Raw genomic sequence first — 22118 nt, forward strand, 5'->3', positions numbered from 1 at the left:
AGCATAAAACTGGCTAATGTGCTATACTAGTAGGGTTGATAATCTCAACCCTTGGTGCTTAGCTTCTTTCACCAAGCATATTTTACGCGGGAAACCGTTAAAGGAGAAAATATGAAAAAATTAACTGTTCGTGACATGGCAGATATTGCTATTGTTGCTGCTATTTATGTGGTTTTGACTATTACGCCACCAATCAATGTTCTTAGTTTTGGGGTGTATCAGTTCCGTATTTCAGAAATGTTGAATTTCTTGGCATTTTACAACCCTAAATACATTTTCGGTGTGACAATTGGATGTATGATTGCTAATTTATTTAGTAGTTTTGGCCTAATAGATGTCTTTGTCGGTGGAGGTTCTACCCTAGTTTTCCTAAGTCTAGGTGTATGGCTCTTTGCAAAATACAGCAAAGATTACCTCTTTAACGGATTGATTCGAAAAGATCATTTCTTCTTTTCAATCCTCTTCTCCATTTCAATGATTACCATTGCAGCTGAACTTCATATCTTGACAGAAGCTCCCTTCTTCTTCACATGGTTCTCTACTGGAATTGGTGAGTTTGCATCACTTATCGTAGGTGCGATTTTGATTGGTAAACTGGGACAGCGAATCGATCTAACAAAATAAGAAGTTTATAAGCTAGATTCTTGCTAAATCTAGCTTTTTCATTCTAGAAAATTAAAAGAGAGCGCTTGACAATAACATAGAACTATAGTATACTTTTTAGGTAAGCTGATTTAGCTCAGTTGGCAGAGCGCATCCATGGTAAGGATGAGGTCGCCGGTTCAATCCCGGCAATTAGCATGATAGAAACAAAATGACCTTGGGAGACCAAGGTTTTTCTTATACCTCTATGAAAATGAGGCCCAAGAGTTTTGGCTGTTGACAAAAGTGACTCTATCTAGTAGAATAGTAGATGCGATGAGTCGATAGGTAGTCTTCGGACTGCTATTGAGCATAAGGAGGTCATAACGCAGGAGCGGACCTTGATGAGTTGTGTGAACCTGCTCATCACATGAAGATGCCTCTTAGTCCCTGGTCAATGACTAGGGATTTTTAATTTTCAGAAAATATAACCCAAAAATGCTTTTCAATTTCTGGAAAAAGTAGTATAATACATCTATTATAGAAATTTTTAGAAAATTCCGAAAGAGGTTATTTATGGGATATACAGTTGCTGTAGTCGGCGCGACAGGTGCTGTCGGAGCTCAGATGATAAAAATGTTGGAAGAATCAACACTTCCAATCGATAAAATTCGTTACCTTGCTTCTGCACGTTCAGCAGGCAAAACTTTGAAATTTAAAGACCAAGATATTACGATTGAAGAGACAACTGAGACAGCTTTTGAGGGTGTTGATATTGCACTCTTCTCAGCAGGTGGTTCGACATCAGCTAAGTATGCACCATACGCAGTTCAAGCTGGGGCGGTAGTAGTAGATAACACATCTTATTTCCGTCAAAATCTAGATGTTCCTTTGGTTGTTCCAGAGGTCAATGCCCAGGCACTTGATGCCCACAACGGAATCATTGCCTGCCCTAACTGTTCAACAATCCAAATGATGGTGGCTCTTGAGCCTGTTCGTCAAAAATGGGGCTTGGACCGTATCATCGTTTCAACTTATCAAGCAGTTTCAGGTGCTGGTATGGGAGCGATTCTTGAAACACAACGTGAACTTCGTGAAGTCTTGAATGATGGTGTGAACCCACGTGATTTGCATGCGGAAATCTTACCTTCAGGTGGTGACAAGAAACACTATCCTATCGCCTTTAACGCTCTTCCACAAATCGATGTCTTCACGGACAATGATTACACATACGAAGAGATGAAGATGACCAAGGAAACGAAGAAAATCATGGAAGATGATAGCATTGCAGTGTCTGCAACATGTGTGCGTATTCCAGTCTTGTCAGCTCACTCTGAGTCAGTTTATATCGAAACAAAAGAATTGGCTCCAATCGAAGAAGTGAAAGCAGCTATCGCAGCCTTCCCAGGTGCAGTTCTTGAAGATGATGTAGCGCATCAAATCTATCCTCAAGCTATCAATGCTGTTGGTTCACGTGATACCTTTGTTGGTCGTATCCGTAAAGACTTGGATGCTGAAAAAGGAATCCACATGTGGGTTGTTTCAGATAACCTTCTCAAAGGTGCTGCTTGGAACTCAGTTCAGATCGCAGAAACACTTCACGAACGTGGATTGGTTCGTCCAACAGCTGAGTTGAAATTTGAATTAAAATAGTCATATCGTTTAGGAGTTCAGATGAACTCCTTCTTTGAAATAGAGAGGTGTTTCTCATGTCTTATCAAGATTTAAAAGAGTGTAAAATCATCACAGCCTTTATTACCCCTTTCCATGAGGATGGTTCCATCAACTTTGATGCCATTCCAGCCTTGATTGAGCATTTATTGACCCATCACACAGACGGCATTCTTCTAGCTGGAACGACTGCTGAGAGTCCAACTTTAACCCACGATGAGGAGTTGGAACTCTTTGCGGCTGTACAAAAGATTGTCAATGGACGCGTTCCTTTGATTGCGGGTGTAGGTACCAATGATACGCGTGACTCGATCGAGTTTGTCAAAGAAGTCGCAGACTTTGGTGGCTTCGCTGCTGGACTTGCTATCGTACCATACTACAACAAACCTTCTCAAGAAGGCATGTATCAGCACTTTAAAGCTATTGCAGACGCTTCCGACTTGCCTATTATCATCTATAACATTCCAGGGCGTGTAGTAGTGGAATTAACTCCAGAAACCATGCTTCGCTTGGCTGACCATCCTAATATCATTGGTGTCAAGGAATGTACTAGTTTGGCAAATATGGCTTACTTGATTGAGCACAAGCCAGAAGAATTTTTGATTTATACGGGTGAAGATGGAGATGCTTTTCATGCCATGAACCTTGGTGCGGATGGGGTTATTTCTGTTGCCTCTCATACAAATGGAGATGAGATGTACGAGATGTTTACTGCCATTGCAGAAAGCGATATGAAGAAAGCAGCAGCTATTCAACGTAAGTTCATTCCTAAAGTCAATGCCCTCTTTTCTTATCCGAGTCCTGCTCCAGTTAAGGCAGTTTTGAACTATATGGGATTTGAAGCTGGACCAACTCGTCTACCTCTAGTTCCAGCACCAGAAGAAGATGCCAAACGCATCATCAAAGTTGTCGTAGATGGTGACTACGAAGCAACTAAGGCAACCGTAACAGGTGTCCTTAGACCAGATTACTAATAAAGACAATAAAATCCATGATCGAAAGAACGATCATGGATTTTTCTTATTTTCCTAGACAGAATTGGCTAAAGAGTTGGGTGATGAGTTCATCAGGTGCGGCATCTCCAGTGATTTCACCGAGAATTTCCCAAGTACGAGTCAAGTCAACTTGAAGCAAATCAACTGGCATCCCCAGTTCCAGACCTTGGTTAACAGCTTGTAGGCTTTCAACGGCCTTTTCAATCAAGGAAATATGACGGGCATTTGACAAGTAAGTAGCATCTTGCTCGACCAAACCAGCATTTTCAAAGAAGAGATCGTTAATACGCTCTTCGATCTTATCAATGTTTTGGTTTTTAAGAACTGAAATACGGATGACATCTTCAGGTAGTTCCGAAGTTTCGATCGCTTCAGGAAGATCCGTTTTATTAAGTAGAATAATGCGGTTGGTATCTTGGCTGATTTCTAAGAGTTGGCGATCTTGGGCGGTCAGTGGTTCACTGGCATTTAGTACTAGTAGTACCAAGTCAGCTTCCTTGAGGGCTTTTCTAGAACGTTCGACACCGATTTGTTCCACGATATCATCTGTTTCCCGGATACCGGCTGTATCAATCAATTTGAGAGGAACCCCGTTAATGTTGACGTATTCTTCGATAACATCTCGTGTCGTACCAGCAATATCTGTAACGATAGCCTTGTCTTCACGAAGGAGATTGTTGAGAAGACTGGATTTTCCAACGTTGGGGCGTCCGATGATGGCAGTTGAAATTCCCTCACGAAGGATTTTACCACGACGAGCTGTTCTAAGGAGATTGGTTAGCAATTGTTCAAACTCCATAGTCTTCTCGCGGACAACAGCAGTAGTAGCTTCCTCAACATCGTCGTACTCAGGATAGTCGATATTGACCTCTACTTGGGCAAGCGTATTGAGGATTTCTTGGCGAGTATTATTAATGAGGTCAGAAAGAGAACCGTCCAATTGTTTGACTGCAATATTCATGGCCTTATCTGTCTTAGCACGGATGATGTCCATCACTGCCTCAGCCTGTGTCAAGTCCACGCGACCGTTTAGAAAGGCGCGTTTGGTAAATTCACCAGGTTCTGCCAACCGAGCTCCTTCACGGATAGCTAGTTGGAGAATCTCATTGGTCACCGCAATCCCACCGTGAGTGTTAATCTCGATAATATCCTCACGAGTGAAGGTCTTTGGAGACTTCATAGCTCCAACCATAACTTCGTCCATGACCTTACCACTTTGAGGGTCAACGATGTGACCGTAGTTAAGGGTATGGCTTGCAACCTTGCTCAAGTCTTTTCCTTTAAAAATCTTTTGCGCAATGGCAAAACTATCTGTTCCGCTCAGGCGGACAATACCAATGGCTCCTTCACCTAGTGGAGTAGAGATAGCAGCAATGGTATCAAATTCACGTGTAATCATACTATTTCCTTTTGTATTTCTTTTCTTAGGATAGGTATCCAAGCATCTCTTCAAATTGTAACAAAATTAGACTATTTCTTCAATGGATGCTACTTGGAGATTGAAAAAGCCTAAGCAATTCTGCTTAAGCTAGTTTATTTGGTGCGCATTTCCCCTTGAGGAAAGTAAGTTCCTTCTGGCATGTCGTTGATGATGACATGAACGGCTGATTGAGGTGCTCCAGTGTTGCGGACAACAGCCTCCGTTACTTCCTTAGCAAGAGCTTTCTTTTGCTCGAGCGTGCGACCTTCAAATAAATCGATGCGTACAAATGGCATAATAGCTTCCTCCACTAGTTTTTGATTTCTTCTATTTTACCACATTTTGACGTTTAAAGCTTCAGAAAATTATGATATACTAGAATGTAGCAAAAATTTAGAAATGGACGTGAAATAGAAGCATGGCACAGTTGTATTATCGTTATGGGACCATGAACTCTGGTAAGACGATTGAGATTCTCAAGGTGGCCTATAACTACGAGGAGCAAGGAAAGGGAGTTGTGATTATGACTTCTGCTCTGGATACGCGTGACGGTGTTGGCTATGTGTCGAGTCGAATCGGCATGAAACGCCCAGCCATTGAGATTGAGGAAACGACAGATATCTTCGGCTATATCCGAGACTTACCTGAAAAACCTTACTGTGTGTTGGTCGATGAGGCCCAGTTTCTCAAGCGTCACCATGTTTACGACCTAGCTCGTGTTGTTGATGAGTTAGACATACCTGTCATGGCTTTTGGTTTGAAGAATGACTTTCGCAATGAATTGTTCGAAGGCTCCAAATATCTCTTGCTTTTAGCAGATAAAATCGATGAGATTAAAACCATTTGTCAGTTTTGTAAGAAAAAGGCGACTATGGTGTTGCGTACGCAGGATGGTGTGCCAGTCTACGATGGCGAACAAATTCAGATCGGTGGAAATGAAACCTATATCTCAGTCTGCCGAAAACATTATTTTGCACCTGAAATCAATAAGGAGAATGAAGAAAAATGAACATCTATGATCAACTACAAGCTGTAGAAGACCGTTATGAAGAACTAGGAGAATTGCTCAGTGACCCTGATGTCGTTTCAGACACCAAGCGTTTCATGGAGCTTTCAAGAGAAGAGGCTTCAACTCGTGACACGGTAACAGCCTACCGTGAGTACAAACAAGTCCTTCAAAACATCGTCGATGCTGAAGAAATGATTAAAGAATCAGGCGGAGATGCGGACTTGGAAGAAATGGCCAAGCAAGAATTGAAAGATGCCAAGGCTGAAAAAGAAGAGTATGAAGAAAAATTGAAAATCTTGCTCCTTCCAAAGGATCCAAACGATGACAAGAACATCATCCTTGAAATCCGTGGAGCAGCTGGTGGAGATGAAGCAGCGCTCTTCGCTGGAGATTTGCTAACCATGTATCAAAAGTATGCGGAAGCCCAAGGCTGGCGCTTTGAAGTCATGGAAGCTTCTATGAACGGTGTCGGTGGTTTCAAAGAAGTGGTTGCTATGGTTTCGGGTCAATCTGTATATTCTAAGCTTAAGTACGAATCAGGTGCCCACCGTGTGCAACGTGTCCCTGTAACAGAAAGCCAAGGGCGTGTACACACTTCGACAGCGACAGTGCTTGTCATGCCTGAAGTGGAAGAAGTAGAATACGATATTGATCCAAAAGACCTTCGTGTTGATATCTACCACGCGTCAGGTGCTGGTGGACAGAACGTCAATAAGGTTGCGACTGCAGTTCGTATCGTTCACTTGCCAACTAATATCAAGGTTGAGATGCAGGAAGAACGTACCCAGCAGAAAAACCGTGAGAAGGCCATGAAGATCATCCGTGCGCGTGTTGCTGACCACTTTGCTCAGATTGCTCAAGATGAACAAGACGCTGAGCGAAAGTCAACAATCGGTACTGGTGACCGTTCAGAACGTATCCGTACTTATAATTTCCCTCAAAACCGTGTCACAGACCACCGTATTGGCTTGACCCTCCAAAAACTAGATACGATTTTATCTGGTAAATTGGATGAAGTTGTGGATGCCTTGGTGCTCTATGACCAAACACAAAAATTAGAAGAATTAAATAAATAATGAAATTAGCTCAATTATTTTCAGATTTTGAAGAAGAGTTGATAAGACAAGGAGAGGAAGCAGAAAGCCTCTCTTTTGTCTATCGTAGCCTGAAAAATCTATCTTTTACAGACTTTGTCTTTGCCCTCCAGCAAGAGGTAACAGAGGCCGAAAAACAATTTGTAGAAGAAATTTTCCAGCAGTTAGCGTCCCATAAACCAGCTCAGTATATCATCGGACAGGCAGATTTCTTTGGAATGCAGTTAAAAGTGGATGAGCGAGTTTTGATTCCTCGTCCAGAAACAGAAGAGTTGGTGGAGCTCATCCTCACAGAAAATGCTGAGGAAGGTCTTAAGATTCTAGATATCGGGACTGGAAGTGGTGCCATAGCCCTTGGATTAGCTAAAAACAGACCGGATTGGTCAGTGACAGCAGCAGATATTTCACAAGACGCCTTAGAGCTTGCATCTGAGAATGCTAGCAATCAAAATCTTAATATATTTTTTAAAAAATCTGATTGTTTTGCAGAAATTTCTGAAAAATATGATATAATTGTATCCAATCCACCCTATATCTCTCGTGAAGATGAGTCAGAGGTCGGTTTGAATGTTTTTCATTCAGAACCTCATCTAGCTCTCTTTGCAGATGAGGATGGCCTAGCTATTTACCGCAGAATTGCGGAAGATGCAAAAGACTATCTCACAGATGGTGGTAAGATTTACCTTGAAATTGGATACAAGCAAGGTCAAAGTGTTCCTGCGCTTTTTAGGAAATATCTTCCTGAAAAACGAGTACGAACACTCAAGGACCAATTTGGTCAAGATAGGATGGTTGTAGTTGATGATGGACAGGATTAGACAAGAGTTAGAAAAGGGCGGGGCTGTTGTTCTACCAACCGAGACAGTTTATGGTCTCTTTGCTAAGGCATTAGATGAAAAAGCTGTCGACCATGTTTACAAACTCAAACGTCGTCCTAGAGATAAGGCGCTCAATCTTAATGTCGCTTCTCTAGAGGACATCTTGCACTTTTCAAAGAATCAGCCAATTTATCTAGAAAAAATTGTAGAGACCTTTTTACCAGGTCCCTTGACCATTATCCTCGAAGCCAATGACCGAGTTCCCTATTGGGTCAACTCTGGTCTTTCAACGGTGGGATTTCGGATGCCGAGTCACCCTATTACACTGGATTTGATTCGAGAGACAGGTCCTTTGATTGGGCCGTCTGCCAATATTTCAGGTCAGGCAAGTGGCGTGACCTTTGCTCAAATTCTAGAGGATTTTGATCAAGATGTTCTGGGTCTGGAGGATGATGCTTTTCTAACTGGACAGGATTCGACAATTTTGGATTTGTCTAGAGACAAGGTGAAAATCTTGCGCCAAGGCGCAATTAAACGAGAAGATATTCTTGCTCAGTTGCCAGAGATTTCTTTTGAGGAGGAATGAGATGCTAAGAGATTTGCAAGAAACAGATGTGAATGCTATATGTGAGATTAACCAAGAGGCTTTGGGCTATTCTTTTAGTCCAGAGGACACAGCTAGTCAACTAGCTAAATTATCTCAGGATTCCCATCATTTCCTACTTGGCTATGAGGATGCAGCTAGTCATGTCCTACTTGGATATGTCCATGCTGAAGTTTATGAATCCCTCTATTCCAAAGCAGGATTTAATATTTTAGGCTTAGCAGTTTCGCCTCAAGCACAAGGACGAGGTATCGGTAAAAGCTTACTGCAAGGGTTGGATCAAGAAGCAAAAAGACGGGGTTATGGGTTTATCCGCTTAAACTCTGCTGATCATCGTCTGGGAGCTCATGCATTTTATGAAAAAGTTGGTTATACTTGTGATAAAGTGCAGAAACGGTTTATTCGCATCTTTTAGTATATTTTCTTAAACTAAAGGACCAGTCACACTATAAAGGAGAAGACCTATGATTTTTGACAAAGACGATTTTAAAGCATACGATGCTGATCTCTGGAATGCTATTGCCAAAGAAGAAGAACGCCAACAAAACAACATTGAGTTGATTGCTTCGGAAAACGTGGTTTCCAAGGCGGTTATGGCAGCTCAAGGGTCTATCTTGACGAATAAATACGCTGAAGGTTACCCAGGACGCCGTTATTATGGTGGTACAGATGTGGTAGACGTTGTAGAAACTTTAGCTATTGAACGCGCAAAAGAAATTTTTGGTGCAAAATTTGCCAATGTCCAACCACACTCAGGAAGCCAAGCCAACTGTGCTGCTTACATGGCCTTGATTGAGCCTGGTGATACGGTTATGGGAATGGATTTGGCTGCTGGTGGGCACTTGACCCACGGAGCTCCTGTTAGCTTCTCTGGTCAAACCTACAACTTTGTTTCTTATAGCGTGGATCCTGAAACAGAACTCTTGGACTTTGATGCCATCTTGAAACAAGCACAAGAAGTAAAACCTAAACTAATCGTAGCAGGTGCTTCAGCCTATTCTCAAATTATCGACTTCTCAAAATTCCGTGAAATCGCAGATGCTGTTGGGGCTAAGCTTATGGTCGATATGGCCCATATCGCTGGTTTGGTGGCAGCTGGACTTCACCCAAGCCCAGTACCATACGCTCATATCACGACAACAACGACCCACAAAACCCTTCGTGGACCGCGTGGTGGCTTGATCTTGACCAATGATGAAGACCTAGCTAAGAAAATCAACTCAGCTATTTTCCCTGGTATTCAGGGTGGTCCTTTGGAGCATGTTGTCGCTGCTAAGGCGGTTTCCTTCAAAGAAGTTTTAGATCCAGCCTTCAAGGAATATGCTGCTAATGTCATCAAAAACAGCAAGGCTATGGCGGCTGTCTTCTTGCAAGACCCTGATTTCCGTATCATTTCTGGCGGAACTGAAAACCACCTCTTCCTTGTTGATGTCACTAAGGTTGTAGAAAACGGAAAAGTTGCTCAAAACTTGCTAGATGAAGTTAATATTACCCTAAATAAGAACTCAATCCCATACGAAACCTTGTCACCATTCAAAACAAGTGGTATTCGTATCGGATCTGCAGCCATCACTGCACGTGGATTTGGTGAAGAAGAATGCCGTAAAGTGGCTGGACTCATCATTAAAACCCTTAAGAATGCAGAAAATGAAGCTGTCTTAGAAGAAGTGAGAAGTGAAGTCAAAGCGTTGACAGATGCCTTCCCACTATACGAGGACTAATACTTTTATGGACATTTATATTAAGAAAGCCATTATCCATCAGTTCAGCCCAGATGATACCGAGTTGTTTCTAGTGGATAAGTTTCTCAATATCACTCCAAAAATCGAAGAATACTTGCGCAAAAAAATCGAACGTGTGTATTCAGATGAAGCCAAGACTGGGATTTTCGAAGAAGAAAATCCCTTCTTCAATCACATCACAGATGATTTGTTGGAGACATCAGTAACACTGGCTAATCTCTGGAAAGAGGAGTTCAGTATTTCTGAAAACCTCAAGACCAATGACTTGGTTTTTGTTCAGTTTTCTAAAGAAGGCGTGGAACATTTCGCTTTCTTGCGAATTGCCCTGCGGGAAACCTTGACCCACCTTGGGGGAGAAGTTGATAATCCAATCAAGCTAACTCAGAATAACTTGCCTGGATTTGGAACGGGGGCTGATGAGGCCTTGGTCGTCAATCTTCAAAGTCGCAAGTACCACCTGATAGAAAAACGCATCAAGTACAACGGAACTTTTTTGAACTACTTTTCAGAAAATCTCCTTGCTGTCGCTCCTAAGATTTCTCCCAAGAAATCCATCAAGGAATTGGAAAAAACAGCCCAGAGAATTGCTGAGTCCTTTAACACAGATGATTTTCAGTTTCAATCCAAGGTCAAATCAGCGATTTTCAACAATCTGGAAGAAAGCAATGAATTGTCACCTGAAAAATTAGCCAACGACCTTTTTGATAACAATCTGACAGCTCGTTTGAGCTTTATCGACCAAGTCAAGGAAGCCGTACCAGAACCAGTCCAGTTCGATGAAATTGATGCCAGTCGTCAGCTCAAGAAATTTGAAAATCAAAAACTTTCCTTGTCAAACGGAATCGAACTCATCGTACCCAATAATGTCTATCAAGATGCGGAGTCTGTTGAGTTTATTCAAAATGACAATGGAACCTATTCTATCTTAATCAAAAATATCGAGGATATTCAAAGTAAATAATGTTTAAATTTATAAGAAGAGTGCTTGTGCTAGCAGTCTTCCTTTTCGCAGGATACAAAGCTTATCATATCCATCAGGATGTTAAACAAGTCATGACCTACCAACCCATGGTTCGAGAAATCTTGAGTGAAAGAGATACTCCGGCCAATGAAGAGTTGGTGCTCGCTATGATTTATACCGAAACGAAGGGAAAAGAGCGGGATGTCATGCAGTCTAGTGAGTCTGCTAGTGGCGCTACCAATACCATCAATGACGATGCCTCTAGTATTCGTCAAGGGATACAGACATTAACAGATAACCTTTATCTTGCACAAAACAAAGGAGTAGATGTCTGGACCGCCGTTCAAGCCTATAATTTTGGACCTGCCTATATCGACTTTATCGCTCAGAATGGCAAGGAAAATACACTAGCATTAGCCAAGCGTTATTCCCGAGAAACGGTCGCTCCTATCCTTGGAAATACCACTGGGAAGACCTACACCTATATTAACCCTATTTCTATCTTTCACGGTGCCGAACTCTATGAAAATGGTGGAAATTATTACTACTCGAGACAGGTTCGCTTTAATCTCTATATCATGAAATTCTTTAATTTCTTTTAAACATCTGGTTTGACCAGGTGTTTTTCACTATAAGCTTTCTTTAAGATTGTTTTATTACCCTAGAAAGGTAAAGGAGGGAATACCCCATGAGAAAGAAATTCTTTCTAACTAGTGCTGCGGTATTGTGGGCAGCAACAGCTATGACGAGCGTCCACGCAGCAACTGATGTTCAAAAAGTAATCGATGAAACCTATGTTCAACCTGAATATGTTCTAGGCTCTTCTCTATCTGAAGACCAGAAAAACCAAACTCTTAGCAAACTTGGCTATGACGCATCAAAAGACACCAAAGATATCAAAACTATGACACCTGATATCTATTCGAAAATCATGAATGTGGCTAATGATGCTAGTCTACAGCTCTATTCATCAGCTAAGATTCAAAAGCTGGGTGACAAGTCACCTCTAGAAGTTAAGATTGAAACGCCTGAAAACATCACCAAGGTGACGCAGGATATGTACCGTAACGCTGCAGTGACACTGGGAGTGGAGCATGCCAAAATCACAGTTGCAGCACCTATTCCAGTTACAGGAGAGAGCGCCCTAGCAGGGATTTACTACTCGTTAGAGGCCAATGGTGCCAAAGTACCGCAAGCAAATAAAGACTTGGCCCAAGAGGAGCTAAAAGCCTTATCCGATATTAATGCTGAAAACAAGGATAAATCAGGTTACGATGCCAATAAACTCAATGTCGCTTTGGCAGATATCAAGGCAGGAATCGCAAAAGCAAAAGAAGCCAAAGGTAATCTGACAGAAGAAGATGTCCGCAAAATCGTTGAAGATACACTAAAAAACTACAAACTCGATCAGGTTATAACAGGAAACCAGGTCAATATCATCATCAATTTTGCCCTCAACCTTTCAAAGAGTGACATTTTGAACAATGCTGATTTCACTAAAACCCTAAATGACCTCAAGGAAAGTATTGTATCCCAAGCTGGAGATAGCTTTAAAAATATAAACCTCAACTTTGATGCCAATAAAGCGCTGGAAGACGGGGGCAACTTCTTTAGCTCCCTTTGGCAAGCCATTGTCAACTTCTTCAAGAGTTTTGGTGCTTAGGTCATTTCATGATATAATAGATGGTAACAGAAATGTTGCCGTCTTTTTTTGTCGGCCGATAGAAAGTGAAAAATATGCTAAAGAAAAATGATATTGTAGAAGTTGAAATTGTTGATTTGACCCATGAAGGTGCTGGGGTTGCCAAGATAGAAGGTTTGGTTTTCTTTGTAGAAAATGCTCTACCAACTGAGAAAATCCTCATGCGTATCCTTAAGGTCAATAAAAAGATCGGCTATGGAAAAGTTGAAGAATACCTTACACATTCTCCGCATCGTAACCAAGACCTTGACCTAGCTTATCTACGCTCAGGTATCGCTGACTTGGGGCATCTTGCTTATCCAGAGCAGCTCAAGTTTAAAACCAAGCAAGTCAAAGATAGTCTCTACAAGATTGCTGGCATTACAGATGTAGAGATCATTGAAACGCTCGGTATGGAACATCCAGTCAAGTACCGAAATAAGGCTCAGGTTCCCGTTCGTCGAGTGAATGGTGTCTTGGAAACTGGCTTTTTCCGTAAAAATTCGCATGATCTCATGCCTCTTGAAGATTTCTTTATCCAGGATCCTGTCATTGACCAAGTCGTAGTAGCCCTTCGAGATCTGCTCCGTCGTTATGATTTGAAACCTTATGATGAAAAGGAACAGTCTGGCTTGATTCGGAATCTTGTGATTCGTCGTGGGCACTATTCAGGACAAATCATGCTCATTTTAGTGACAACTCGTCCGAAAGTCTTTCGTGTCGACCAATTGATTGAACAAGTCATCAAGCAGTTCCCAGAGATTGTGTCTGTCATGCAGAATATCAATGACCAGAATACCAATGCGATTTTTGGTAAGGAGTGGAAGACTCTTTATGGTCAAGACTATATTACGGACCAGATGTTGGGAAATGACTACCAAATCGCTGGACCAGCCTTTTACCAGGTCAATACAGAAATGGCAGAAAAACTTTATCAAACAGCTATTGACTTTGCGGAGTTAAGAGAAGATGATGTGGTGATTGACGCTTATTCTGGGATTGGAACGATTGGATTATCCGTTTCCAAGCATGTCAAAGAAGTCTACGGTGTTGAAGTGATTCCAGAAGCAGTAGAGAATAGCCAGAAGAATGCTTCTTTGAACAAGATTACTAATGCCCACTATGTCTGCGACACAGCTGAAAATGCAATGAAGAAGTGGCTCAAGGAAGGTATTCAACCAACCGTTATCTTGGTCGACCCACCACGCAAGGGCTTGACCGAAAACTTTATCAAAGCAAGTGCTCAAACCGGAGCAGACCGTATTGCCTATATCTCTTGTAATGTCGCAACCATGGCGCGTGATATCAAACTATATCAAGAATTGGGATACGAATTGAAGAAAGTCCAGCCGGTGGATCTATTTCCTCAAACGCATCATGTTGAGTGTGTGAGTTTGTTAGTGAAACGCAGTTAAACCTCAAAAAGTTCACCCAAACCAAAGAAAAAGAAATAATTAAATTAGAAGTTGTAGGGGGGAAGAATGAGAATCGGAGTTATTCAAGCAAGTTCGCAAGCGACCAAAAATCAAATAATCTATGATGCTGTATTAAAGTATGCTCCAAAGAAATCTGATGTTATAAATTTTGGCTGTACGATGGAAGAAAATGAAAAATACTCGTATATAGAAATTTCTATTCTTATAGGTATCTTGTTGGCAAGTAGGACAGTTGATTTCGTTGTTACGGGTTGTTCTTCCGGACAAGGAATGATGCTTGCTTGTAATAGTATGCCTGATGTCATTTGCGGATATGCACCTACACCGAATGATGCCTATTTATTTGCTCAGATTAATAATGGAAATGCGATATCATTACCATTAGGTGAAGATTATACATGGTCAGGTATTGAAAATCTTGAAAGAGCAATAGAAGCTCTTTTCTCGGAGCCATTTGGGCAAGGATACCCAAAAAGTGAGGCAGAGAGAAAGGTAAGAGATGCTGAGAAACTTAAAGAAATAAGAAGAATCGGGCAGGTTCAGTTTGAAGAATTCGCAAATGTACTAGATAAATTATTATTTGAATCAATCAAGAGGAAACAGGATGTAATTCAAAATGTAAAGGCGTATGGGAAGAAAGAAATAGCTGATTTAATAAAATGAGTAAATCACAGTTTGTCGGGGTAATACCTTTTAATGATAACCTTATGCTATCGAAAAAGGTTTATAGACATGTTCCCACATACATACATGTTCACTTGGCATACATAGTGTTCACTCGTCTTATGTCGAGTGTGTGGTACTGCTTTTAAGAGCTGATTAAACATGGGTGTATCTAGTGAAAGCCCTACAGTAAGGAGTTTAAACATGAAATTCCATGAATTTGGTGATAAGAATTTGCCTCCTATTTTACTGATATATGGTGGTGGCAGTTCTTGGTGGAATTATCTTCGTCAAGCACGAATCTTGTCAGAAGAATACCGTATTATTCTACCCACTTTGAATGGCCACGGCGAGGAATATCAACTTGATTATGTTTCTACTGAAGATTCTGCTTTGGAGATTCTAGACTATATCAAAGCAAACTGTGGTGGGAAATTGTTTGCAATCGGTGGTGCTTCACTTGGTGGTCAAATTGCCATGGAACTTTTGTCTTTAGACAGTGAAATTGCTGAGAAGGCCATCATAGATGGAAGCCTCTGTATTCCTCAAACAAGGTTAGCTAAAATCAGCATCTTTCTAGTGTCTCTATTTGGTAAACTGATGTTCAATAAATTCTCTTGCAAACTTCAGTTCAGCATGATGAACAAACTCTATCCTAAACTGGCTTTTCCAGAGGAAATAAAAGCTTATTATTTGGAGGATTTGCCAAGGACGCCTATCAAAACATTGGTGACCACTTACAAAAACTATATGGGATGTTACAAGCTGAAAGATATGATTTCTGCTAGCAAGGCTCAGGTTCTGTATATCTATGGTGAAAAAGAATTGAACTGTGTGAAAGAATCAGCGAAATTATTTCATCAGCTACATTCAAATACAATTTTGTATGAAGCAAAGGGCTATAACCACGGCTATTTATCAGCTTACCTGCCTTATGAGTGGATTGATTTGGTGGTGCCATTTTTAAAGAGTGACTCATTAGAAATGTGTAACGAATCTGATATGCCATAAGGAGGAAACGGATGCTAGGAGCAATTGTTGGAGTCATTGTAGGTTCTGTTTACGAATGGAACAATATCAAAACGAAGGGTTTTCCTTTATTTCGAGAGAATTGTTTTTTCACGGATGATACGGTAAGTCCGAACCGCTGAATGTGTAAGCTTGTTAGTGAAACGTGGCTAATCCTCAAAAAAATTATTTTAAGATGAAAACTAGATTGGTTTTAAGGAGGTGTTATATTGATAGAAAGCAGACCTGAGTTTGATAAAATCACATCCTTTGATGAGTTTAATAAATACTACTGGTATCGTGACGAACTTTCACAGATATGCAAGTCATTAGGACTTGAATATAGAGGTACAAAACAGGAACTCAATGATATCATTGAGCAGTACTTTAAGGGGAATTTGATTAAAAAATCATCAATAAAAAGGAAAAAGAAACAAGTAGAAGTCGTTGCCTTAAATACGCCTTTACTTGAATGTGGATTCTCCTTTAATGCACACTTTAGAGAATATTTCTCAACTTTAACAGATGTTTCACCCTTCAAATTTACTGCTGATATGGCAACTGCTTGGAGAAAAGTCAATAGAGAACATGATGTGAGTTTTACAATCCAAGATATGCTAAAAGTTTATTATGGAGATTCAGATTATGCCCAGTATGACCATTCGGTTTGTCAATGGAATCAATTTTTAAAAGACTTTTGTGCAGATGAAAATAGTTGCAACTACTCGAATAAACTAAAAGTAGCTTCCATTCTTTGGAAAGAAGTTAGAAATTCAAGTAATGCAAAAATTTATTCAAAGAATCTTTTGACTGAATATGCTGATAAAGTAAAAGAGTATTGTAAGTAGAAACGCCATCTCACTTGGTGGCAGAGGCAGCTTATGGTATTCCTTATTGGATAAAGGATAAAGCTTATTCTGATTTGGATGAATCCTTAAAGGTGATGGGAAAATAGAATAAAATTATATTAATCTCCGGTACGTCTGATTACTATTTTTTGAGGTTTCATTATATAATAGCATTATATGTAATGGCTGATGTAGTTACACTAACATTTCTATTTAAAAATTAAGGAGTATTATCAATGAAAAAAGCAATGTTAATTATTAACCCTACCTCTGGTGGGGAAAAGGCTTTGGATTATAAGGACAAGCTGGAGAATAAAGCAAAAGAATATTTTGAGCATGTAGAAACCAAAATTACCGAAAAAGCCTTAGACGCAACACACTTTGCTGAGGAAGCTTCACGTGAGCAGTACGATGCAGTGGTTGTGTTTGGAGGGGACGGGACTGTCAATGAAGTTATTTCAGGTATTGCTGAGAGAGAATACGTTCCTAAGTTGGGTATTATCCCAGGCGGTACGGGCAATCTCATTACGAAACTGTTGGAAATCAATCAAGACATTGATGGCGCGATAAATGAACTCGATTTTAATTTAACCAATAAGATTGATATCGGTAAAGCAAATGATAACTATTTTGGTTATATTTTTAGTATCGGTTCTCTGCCTGAGGCGATTCACAATGTGGAGATCGAAGACAAAACAAAATTTGGTATTCTTGCCTATGCTGTAAATACCATGAAGTCTGTGATGACGGATCAGGTCTTTAGCATTAAGATTGAGACAGGAAATGGAAATTATGATGGCGAAGCGAGCCATGTTTTGGTTCTCTTGACAAATTACTTCGCTGACAAGAAAATCTTTGAAGAAAACAAAGATGGCTACGCCAATATTTTGATTCTAAAAGATGCTTCTATATTCTCAAAATTATCCGTCATTCCTGATTTACTAAAAGGGGATGTTGTCGGAAATGATAATATTGAGTATATCAGAGCGCGTACTATTAAAATCTCTTCAGATAGTGAATTGGAGTCAGATGTTGACGGCGATAAATCGGATAACCTACCTGTAGAAATCAAGGTACTGGGCCAGCATATTGAAGTCTTTTCACAACCGAAAGAGTAGAAGATAGAAACAAGTTTGTCTTTCACTGAGAAATAAAGTTTTATATCAAATATTGGAGGAGGGATGAATTCTCTATTTGATGAATTTCGAACAATTTGTTCTCATTTAAACCAAGTCGGAATCACTCCGACGCTCATGGGGTCTTTGGGTTTTGAATACCGTTCAAATGAAGAATGGGGGCCGTCTGACATTGACATTCATGTGCCTGGTGACCCTAGAGGTTGGGAAGCACCTGATCATCTCAGAATTTATGACTGGGAGAAGATAATGAAAGTGATGAAAAACTTAGGATATGCCTTAATAGATATTCATGAGCATGAATTCCAAAAGGATGGTGTGAGTGTTGAATTCGGAAGTATCGATTCTTTACCTGATTTTGCAGGAGTTTCGGAATCAGATATAGAGCTGATTCATCTCGAGGACATCACGTTTCGCGTTCCAAGTTTAGAACAGTATTTAAGTATTTACAAGGCTTCTTCCCAAGATTCTTATCGAAATAACCACAATAACAATAAGGATTTCAAAAAGATAGAATGGTTGGAAAGACAGTTGTAAATCATCATTTGAAAAGTAGCTAGTTGTATGACTGGCTGCTTTTTTATTTATAGAACCAAAACGCCCGAAACTACGAACAAACCTTGCAAATTAAATTCGAAAGTAGTATACTAGAATCACAATTATGAAAACGTTTGCGCAATAAGGTGAATAAAAGTAAACTAGGAGACAAAATAATGGAATTAACAGCCATTTACCACAGACCAGAGTCGGAGTATGCTTATCTTTATAAAGACAAGACAATGCACATTCGTATCCGGACTAAGAAAGATGATATTGAAAGCATCCATTTGCATTATGGAGATACTTTTATCTTTTTAGAGGACCATTATGAAGCAAGCAAGGCAATGATCAAAGTGACTTCCGATGCCTTGTTTGATTACTGGCAAGCAGAAGTTTCAGTGGGCTATGCTCGACTACAGTATCTTTTTGAACTCAAAGATAAGCTAGGTCAGAGTATTTTATATGGCGATAAGGGATATGTTGAAAACATGCTAGAAAACCTTCATTATGAAGGAAATGGCTTTAAAATTCCGTATATCCATGAGATTGATGCTTGCCATGTTCCTGACTGGGTAGCAAAGACGGTATGGTACCAGATTTTCCCAGAACGTTTTGCTAATGGGAACCCTGAAATTTCACCTGAAGGTGCGCTAACTTGGGATTCCTCTATCAAGCCAAAGACGAGTGATTTTTTTGGTGGTGATTTACAGGGCATTATTGATCATCTGGATTACTTGCAAGACTTAGGGATTACAGGTCTTTATCTCTGTCCGATTTTTGAATCCCCAAGTAACCACAAGTACAATACGACGGATTATTTCGAAATTGACCGTCATTTTGGAGATAAGGAAACTTTCCGTCAACTGGTGGACCAAGCCCATCAGAGAGGCATGAAAATCATGCTGGACGCTGTTTTCAACCATATCGGGGACAAATCTCCACAGTGGCAGGATGTCCTCAAGCATGGTGAAGATTCTGTTTACAAAGACTGGTTCCATGTTCAAGAGTTCCCAGTGACCAAGGATAAGCTGGGCAATCCAAGAAAGCTCCCTTACCATACCTTTGCTTTTGCCAGCTATATGCCCAAGCTCAATACGGCAAATCCTCAAGTAAGGGACTATTTACTAAGCGTTGCGACCTACTGGATTGAAGAGTTTGATATCGATGCTTGGCGTTTGGATGTGGCTAATGAAGTGGACCACCAATTTTGGCGAGATTTCCGGAAGGCTGTCCTGGCTAAAAAGCCTGACCTTTATATTCTTGGAGAAGTCTGGCATACTTCACAGCCTTGGCTAAATGGCGATGAATTTCACGCAGTCATGAACTATCCACTCTCTGATACTATCAAGGATTATTTCTTGCGAGGGACTAAGAAGACACCTCAATTTATCGATGAGATCAATAGCCAATCAATGTACTATAGACAACAGATTTCGGAAGTGATGTTCAATCTCTTGGATTCGCATGATACGGAGCGCATTTTGGCTACGTCCAAGGGAGATGTACAACTGGTTAAGTCTGCCCTTGCCTGCCTCTTTCTACAAAGGGGGACACCGTGTTTCTACTATGGAACGGAATTAGAGTTAGATGGAGGACCAGATCCGGATTGTCGTCGTGTCATGCCTTGGGAACGTGTTTCCGATAGCAATGAGATGTTGAATTTTATGAAGAAATTGATTCAGCTTCGCAAGGATGTTTCAGGCATTATCCGACATGGAACCTATAGTCTGCAAGAAATCAGTCCCGATGTAGTATCATTAACATGGGATTATGATGGACAAAAAATCCAAGCTATTTTTAACCAATCAATTGAAAACTATCTTGTAGAAGATAGTGATGCTGTAGCGCTAGCCAGTCATTGCCAAGAATTGGAGCAGCAACTGGTGATATTGCCTAAAGGTTTTGTGATTTTTTACTAGGGAGAAATTAAAAGTGAAAAGAAAATTCTAGTATAGAAAGCATTTTACAAACAGACTATTTGGTGTCTTGCTACAACTGATATATAATTTAACTTAGAGAGAATAGGAGGATTAATCAGATGGAATTAAAAGATTTTACAGAAAAAGAACAGGAAATGATTAAGAAAGGGCTGACTACGTCTAAGATTGGTGACAAGGAAACTGCTGAGAAAATTCTTGCGCTTGTCCCACAAGACTTGATTAAGCGCATCCCTTTTTTTGTCAGAAAACATGCTACAACACGTACTATTAAACGCATTTCAATTGAACACCCTGAACTCTACGCTGCAGCCCAAACAAGTGGTGAAATCCCAGAAAAAGAACGTGAAGAATTGCGTCAGATTATCACGACTATCTTTGAACAAAAGATGAATAAGCATAGTATTAATTAGAGAATGAAAATATATTTTATTGGCGGTTTGGGAAGTAATGTCTGTCATAGCAAGGATTTTCTTCAAGAGCTAGACTCGATTGCTTGTTTTATAAATCCATATGAAAAGTATTTTAGAGATGAAATAGAGTTGAAATCATGGTTTAAAAAGGAGATAGTTGGGGAAGAATCTATCTGTCTGATAGGCCATTCTCTCGGAGGAGATTTGGCTCGTTATTTCGCATCGGAATTTCAAGAAGTGAAAAAACTGATTCTTTTGGATGGTGGCTATTTAGATTTAGATAAGATTTTACCTTTAGATACAGAGTTAGAGGAAACCAAAAACTATATCAAGTCTCAAAACCTTTCTGACATAGATATTCTTATTTCTAAAGAAAAATCTGAAGCAAAGCATTGGTCAAAAAATATGGAAGAAGCTGTAAGACATTCCTATCATTGGAATGTGCAGTATAATAGATATGAGTTAGCTATAAATTATGAAAATATAGAAACGTTACTACAGCTACGGAGAAAAATACAAGCGTTTAAGAGAAAAGTGGGAAATACCTTGTTTATTAGTCCTCGATATCCTAATGAAGTAGCATGGAGAGAAGAGGCTCTAAAAGAATTGCCAGACTATTTTGATACTATTTTTCTAGATAACTTTGGTCATGAGCTTTATACTCAAGCACCTAAAGAAATTGCTTCTTTGATTAATGAGTGGCTCTCTTATTCTTAGCAAACGATTGATTGAACTATGATAATTAATATAAGATTACAGTCTACTCAGATTCAATAAAAAACAAACACCTGATGATTTGTCTGGTGAAGGAAATATTCCACAGTATAGTCAGACGGAATAGATAGAAATAGGTTATAGAATTTGTAACCATAATAGATTTTAAACTTTAAGATGGAGGATTAAAGAGATGGGAAAAATTGAATGGGAAAATGCAAAGACGCGTTTAGATGCCTTGCTTGTCATTGATGAGTATCGAACAGATCCAAATAAGACCTAGCTTCGATTGATCGTTAAGACTGAGGGAAACTATGGGGCTCGTTACCTTATTGACAACGGTTCTGGTGATTCTCTAGATGTGATCTTCACTGATAAAATGATCCTTATAAAGGGCTTTGATCATGAAAGCAGTTTGAGTCAATTTGCTGCGGATGAGTGGAATCAAGACATCATAGACGGATTTTATAGAGGACTAGATGAAAAGTATCAAAACCTTTACTCAGAAGAGCAAAAAGATGAAACAACCTTCTTTATCTGGTATGACGGACAAGAGCATCAAAATAGCTACCAAGATCAAGACGGTGGTGAATGGTTATTATCCTACTTCTTTGACAGTTTTGAGCGATTTCATGAGTTTGTGACGGATTACTATTCAATTACCGTAGATGAGGACTTACTTAGAAAACTCTACAATCAAGGTCAGCTTTCAAAAGTAGAATTGGAGCAGTTGATTCACACTTCCTAGCTGGGAATATGTATAAAATCTGATGAAAAGAATTGATTTTCAATATCAAGTCATACTTTAAGATTATTAAAATATCTAATGGTTGTAGTTTCTTTTTT

The 22118-nt window shown here is 39.9% G+C and carries 23 protein-coding genes, 1 tRNA gene, 3 pseudogenes and 1 riboswitch; of the genes and pseudogenes, 25 read left to right on the top strand and 2 right to left on the bottom strand.

Annotated features, from left to right (window positions below; genetic code table 11):
• The first annotated feature begins 17 nt into the window (after nt 1-17).
• A riboswitch (PreQ1 riboswitch) is annotated at nt 18-114 on the top strand.
• The 4 genes from SORDD25_RS00870 to dapA all read left to right on the top strand — a co-directional run bounded on the left by SORDD25_RS00870 (nt 112) and on the right by dapA (nt 3227).
• Nucleotides 112-624 (top strand): QueT transporter family protein, encoded by a 513-nt coding sequence (locus SORDD25_RS00870; protein WP_061852265.1) that lies wholly within the window; start codon nt 112-114, stop codon nt 622-624. (Overlaps the previous riboswitch by 3 nt.)
• Before the next feature lie 104 nt (nt 625-728).
• Nucleotides 729-801, top strand: a tRNA-Thr gene (locus tag SORDD25_RS00875).
• A gap of 357 nt (nt 802-1158) precedes the next feature.
• Complete coding sequence (locus SORDD25_RS00880) at nt 1159-2235, top strand: aspartate-semialdehyde dehydrogenase (protein ID WP_061852266.1); 1077 nt, start codon at nt 1159-1161, stop codon at nt 2233-2235.
• A gap of 56 nt (nt 2236-2291) precedes the next feature.
• Nucleotides 2292-3227 carry a 4-hydroxy-tetrahydrodipicolinate synthase gene (gene dapA / locus SORDD25_RS00885; RefSeq protein WP_061852267.1) on the top strand — a complete coding sequence of 312 codons (936 nt, stop codon included), beginning with the start codon at nt 2292-2294 and terminating at the stop codon, nt 3225-3227.
• 46 nt (nt 3228-3273) lie between these two features.
• On the opposite strand, the gene mnmE is transcribed toward dapA, so the two are convergent.
• Together mnmE and SORDD25_RS00895 are read right to left on the bottom strand one after the other, a co-directional pair.
• Complete coding sequence (mnmE, locus tag SORDD25_RS00890) at nt 3274-4647, bottom strand: tRNA uridine-5-carboxymethylaminomethyl(34) synthesis GTPase MnmE (RefSeq protein WP_061852268.1); 1374 nt, start codon at nt 4645-4647, stop codon at nt 3274-3276.
• A gap of 134 nt (nt 4648-4781) precedes the next feature.
• The gene (locus SORDD25_RS00895; protein WP_001117401.1) at nt 4782-4964 is read right to left on the bottom strand and encodes a 4-oxalocrotonate tautomerase; all 183 of its coding nucleotides are present in this window, start codon (nt 4962-4964) and stop codon (nt 4782-4784) included.
• Between the two features lie 122 nt (nt 4965-5086).
• Between SORDD25_RS00895 and SORDD25_RS00900 the strand changes: the two genes are divergently transcribed.
• From SORDD25_RS00900 to SORDD25_RS00990, 21 genes and pseudogenes are all read left to right on the top strand, one after another.
• Entirely contained in the window at nt 5087-5677 is a 591-nt protein-coding gene (locus SORDD25_RS00900; protein ID WP_061852269.1) for a thymidine kinase, read from the top strand.
• Complete coding sequence (prfA, locus tag SORDD25_RS00905; RefSeq protein ID WP_061852270.1) at nt 5674-6753, top strand: peptide chain release factor 1; 1080 nt, start codon at nt 5674-5676, stop codon at nt 6751-6753. The genes SORDD25_RS00900 and prfA overlap by 4 nt, the downstream gene beginning before the upstream one ends.
• Nucleotides 6753-7589, top strand: coding sequence for a peptide chain release factor N(5)-glutamine methyltransferase (gene prmC, locus SORDD25_RS00910; protein ID WP_061852271.1), 837 nt, complete (start codon nt 6753-6755; stop codon nt 7587-7589). The genes prfA and prmC overlap by 1 nt, the downstream gene beginning before the upstream one ends.
• Nucleotides 7573-8175: an L-threonylcarbamoyladenylate synthase gene (locus SORDD25_RS00915; protein ID WP_061852272.1), complete on the top strand. Its 603-nt coding sequence runs from the start codon at nt 7573-7575 to the stop codon at nt 8173-8175. Before prmC ends, SORDD25_RS00915 begins: the two co-directional genes overlap by 17 nt.
• A gap of 1 nt (nt 8176) precedes the next feature.
• Complete coding sequence (locus SORDD25_RS00920; protein WP_061852273.1) at nt 8177-8608, top strand: GNAT family N-acetyltransferase; 432 nt, start codon at nt 8177-8179, stop codon at nt 8606-8608.
• 49 nt (nt 8609-8657) lie between these two features.
• The gene (gene glyA / locus SORDD25_RS00925) at nt 8658-9914 is read left to right on the top strand and encodes a serine hydroxymethyltransferase (protein ID WP_061852274.1); all 1257 of its coding nucleotides are present in this window, start codon (nt 8658-8660) and stop codon (nt 9912-9914) included.
• 7 nt (nt 9915-9921) lie between these two features.
• Nucleotides 9922-10896 carry a nucleoid-associated protein gene (locus SORDD25_RS00930; RefSeq protein WP_061852275.1) on the top strand — a complete coding sequence of 325 codons (975 nt, stop codon included), beginning with the start codon at nt 9922-9924 and terminating at the stop codon, nt 10894-10896.
• A complete protein-coding gene (locus SORDD25_RS00935; protein WP_061852276.1) occupies nt 10896-11498 on the top strand; it encodes a lysozyme family protein in 603 nt (200 codons plus the stop codon). The genes SORDD25_RS00930 and SORDD25_RS00935 overlap by 1 nt, the downstream gene beginning before the upstream one ends.
• 86 nt (nt 11499-11584) lie before the next feature.
• Entirely contained in the window at nt 11585-12559 is a 975-nt protein-coding gene (locus SORDD25_RS00940; protein WP_001227377.1) for a DUF1002 domain-containing protein, read from the top strand.
• A 74-nt stretch (nt 12560-12633) separates the two neighbouring features.
• On the top strand, nt 12634-13992 hold the full coding sequence (rlmD, locus tag SORDD25_RS00945; RefSeq protein ID WP_061852277.1) for a 23S rRNA (uracil(1939)-C(5))-methyltransferase RlmD: 1359 nt from the start codon (nt 12634-12636) through the stop codon (nt 13990-13992).
• A gap of 66 nt (nt 13993-14058) precedes the next feature.
• Nucleotides 14059-14676, top strand: a complete 618-nt coding sequence (locus SORDD25_RS00950; RefSeq protein ID WP_061852278.1) for an RpiB/LacA/LacB family sugar-phosphate isomerase — start codon at nt 14059-14061, stop codon at nt 14674-14676.
• A gap of 204 nt (nt 14677-14880) precedes the next feature.
• Nucleotides 14881-15687: an alpha/beta hydrolase gene (locus SORDD25_RS00955; protein WP_061852279.1), complete on the top strand. Its 807-nt coding sequence runs from the start codon at nt 14881-14883 to the stop codon at nt 15685-15687.
• Between the two features lie 11 nt (nt 15688-15698).
• Nucleotides 15699-15812: pseudogene (locus SORDD25_RS09005) on the top strand (ADP-ribosylglycohydrolase family protein); the annotation flags it as partial.
• 102 nt (nt 15813-15914) lie between these two features.
• Nucleotides 15915-16532 (top strand): SAP domain-containing protein, encoded by a 618-nt coding sequence (locus SORDD25_RS00960; RefSeq protein WP_061852280.1) that lies wholly within the window; start codon nt 15915-15917, stop codon nt 16530-16532.
• 17 nt (nt 16533-16549) lie between these two features.
• A pseudogene (locus SORDD25_RS09380) lies at nt 16550-16655 on the top strand (hydrolase); the annotation flags it as partial.
• Nucleotides 16656-16768: 113 nt separating this feature from the next.
• Complete coding sequence (locus tag SORDD25_RS00965) at nt 16769-17650, top strand: diacylglycerol/lipid kinase family protein (RefSeq protein ID WP_061852281.1); 882 nt, start codon at nt 16769-16771, stop codon at nt 17648-17650.
• Between the two features lie 63 nt (nt 17651-17713).
• On the top strand, nt 17714-18205 hold the full coding sequence (locus tag SORDD25_RS00970) for a hypothetical protein (RefSeq protein WP_061852282.1): 492 nt from the start codon (nt 17714-17716) through the stop codon (nt 18203-18205).
• 176 nt (nt 18206-18381) lie between these two features.
• Nucleotides 18382-20127, top strand: coding sequence for a glycoside hydrolase family 13 protein (locus SORDD25_RS00975; protein ID WP_061852283.1), 1746 nt, complete (start codon nt 18382-18384; stop codon nt 20125-20127).
• Nucleotides 20128-20246: 119 nt separating this feature from the next.
• Nucleotides 20247-20558 carry a hypothetical protein gene (locus SORDD25_RS00980; protein ID WP_000420549.1) on the top strand — a complete coding sequence of 104 codons (312 nt, stop codon included), beginning with the start codon at nt 20247-20249 and terminating at the stop codon, nt 20556-20558.
• Between the two features lie 3 nt (nt 20559-20561).
• Nucleotides 20562-21275 (top strand): alpha/beta hydrolase, encoded by a 714-nt coding sequence (locus SORDD25_RS00985; protein WP_061852284.1) that lies wholly within the window; start codon nt 20562-20564, stop codon nt 21273-21275.
• A 190-nt stretch (nt 21276-21465) separates the two neighbouring features.
• Nucleotides 21466-22020 (top strand): annotated as a pseudogene (locus SORDD25_RS00990) (hypothetical protein).
• The last annotated feature ends 98 nt before the right edge of the window (nt 22021-22118 follow it).

Source organism: Streptococcus oralis (assembly GCF_001579525.1).
Lineage (GTDB): Bacteria > Bacillota > Bacilli > Lactobacillales > Streptococcaceae > Streptococcus > Streptococcus oralis_M.

What these genes read in the sequence shown, in the direction of transcription:
- dapA (WP_061852267.1), top strand. Translation starts at nt 2,292, where the DNA reads ATGTCTTATCAAGATTTAAAAGAGTGTAAAATCATCACAGCCTTTATT.
- mnmE (WP_061852268.1), bottom strand. Translation starts at nt 4,647, where the DNA reads ATGATTACACGTGAATTTGATACCATTGCTGCTATCTCTACTCCACTA.
- rlmD (WP_061852277.1), top strand. Translation starts at nt 12,634, where the DNA reads ATGCTAAAGAAAAATGATATTGTAGAAGTTGAAATTGTTGATTTGACC.
- SORDD25_RS00940 (WP_001227377.1), top strand. Translation starts at nt 11,585, where the DNA reads ATGAGAAAGAAATTCTTTCTAACTAGTGCTGCGGTATTGTGGGCAGCA.
- SORDD25_RS00870 (WP_061852265.1), top strand. Translation starts at nt 112, where the DNA reads ATGAAAAAATTAACTGTTCGTGACATGGCAGATATTGCTATTGTTGCT.
- SORDD25_RS00915 (WP_061852272.1), top strand. Translation starts at nt 7,573, where the DNA reads ATGATGGACAGGATTAGACAAGAGTTAGAAAAGGGCGGGGCTGTTGTT.
- glyA (WP_061852274.1), top strand. Translation starts at nt 8,658, where the DNA reads ATGATTTTTGACAAAGACGATTTTAAAGCATACGATGCTGATCTCTGG.
- SORDD25_RS00980 (WP_000420549.1), top strand. Translation starts at nt 20,247, where the DNA reads ATGGAATTAAAAGATTTTACAGAAAAAGAACAGGAAATGATTAAGAAA.
- prfA (WP_061852270.1), top strand. Translation starts at nt 5,674, where the DNA reads ATGAACATCTATGATCAACTACAAGCTGTAGAAGACCGTTATGAAGAA.
- SORDD25_RS00965 (WP_061852281.1), top strand. Translation starts at nt 16,769, where the DNA reads ATGAAAAAAGCAATGTTAATTATTAACCCTACCTCTGGTGGGGAAAAG.
- SORDD25_RS00950 (WP_061852278.1), top strand. Translation starts at nt 14,059, where the DNA reads ATGAGAATCGGAGTTATTCAAGCAAGTTCGCAAGCGACCAAAAATCAA.
- SORDD25_RS00985 (WP_061852284.1), top strand. Translation starts at nt 20,562, where the DNA reads ATGAAAATATATTTTATTGGCGGTTTGGGAAGTAATGTCTGTCATAGC.
- SORDD25_RS00975 (WP_061852283.1), top strand. Translation starts at nt 18,382, where the DNA reads ATGGAATTAACAGCCATTTACCACAGACCAGAGTCGGAGTATGCTTAT.
- SORDD25_RS00895 (WP_001117401.1), bottom strand. Translation starts at nt 4,964, where the DNA reads ATGCCATTTGTACGCATCGATTTATTTGAAGGTCGCACGCTCGAGCAA.
- SORDD25_RS00955 (WP_061852279.1), top strand. Translation starts at nt 14,881, where the DNA reads ATGAAATTCCATGAATTTGGTGATAAGAATTTGCCTCCTATTTTACTG.
- SORDD25_RS00880 (WP_061852266.1), top strand. Translation starts at nt 1,159, where the DNA reads ATGGGATATACAGTTGCTGTAGTCGGCGCGACAGGTGCTGTCGGAGCT.
- SORDD25_RS00935 (WP_061852276.1), top strand. Translation starts at nt 10,896, where the DNA reads ATGTTTAAATTTATAAGAAGAGTGCTTGTGCTAGCAGTCTTCCTTTTC.
- SORDD25_RS00930 (WP_061852275.1), top strand. Translation starts at nt 9,922, where the DNA reads ATGGACATTTATATTAAGAAAGCCATTATCCATCAGTTCAGCCCAGAT.
- SORDD25_RS00970 (WP_061852282.1), top strand. Translation starts at nt 17,714, where the DNA reads ATGAATTCTCTATTTGATGAATTTCGAACAATTTGTTCTCATTTAAAC.
- prmC (WP_061852271.1), top strand. Translation starts at nt 6,753, where the DNA reads ATGAAATTAGCTCAATTATTTTCAGATTTTGAAGAAGAGTTGATAAGA.
- SORDD25_RS00920 (WP_061852273.1), top strand. Translation starts at nt 8,177, where the DNA reads ATGCTAAGAGATTTGCAAGAAACAGATGTGAATGCTATATGTGAGATT.
- SORDD25_RS00900 (WP_061852269.1), top strand. Translation starts at nt 5,087, where the DNA reads ATGGCACAGTTGTATTATCGTTATGGGACCATGAACTCTGGTAAGACG.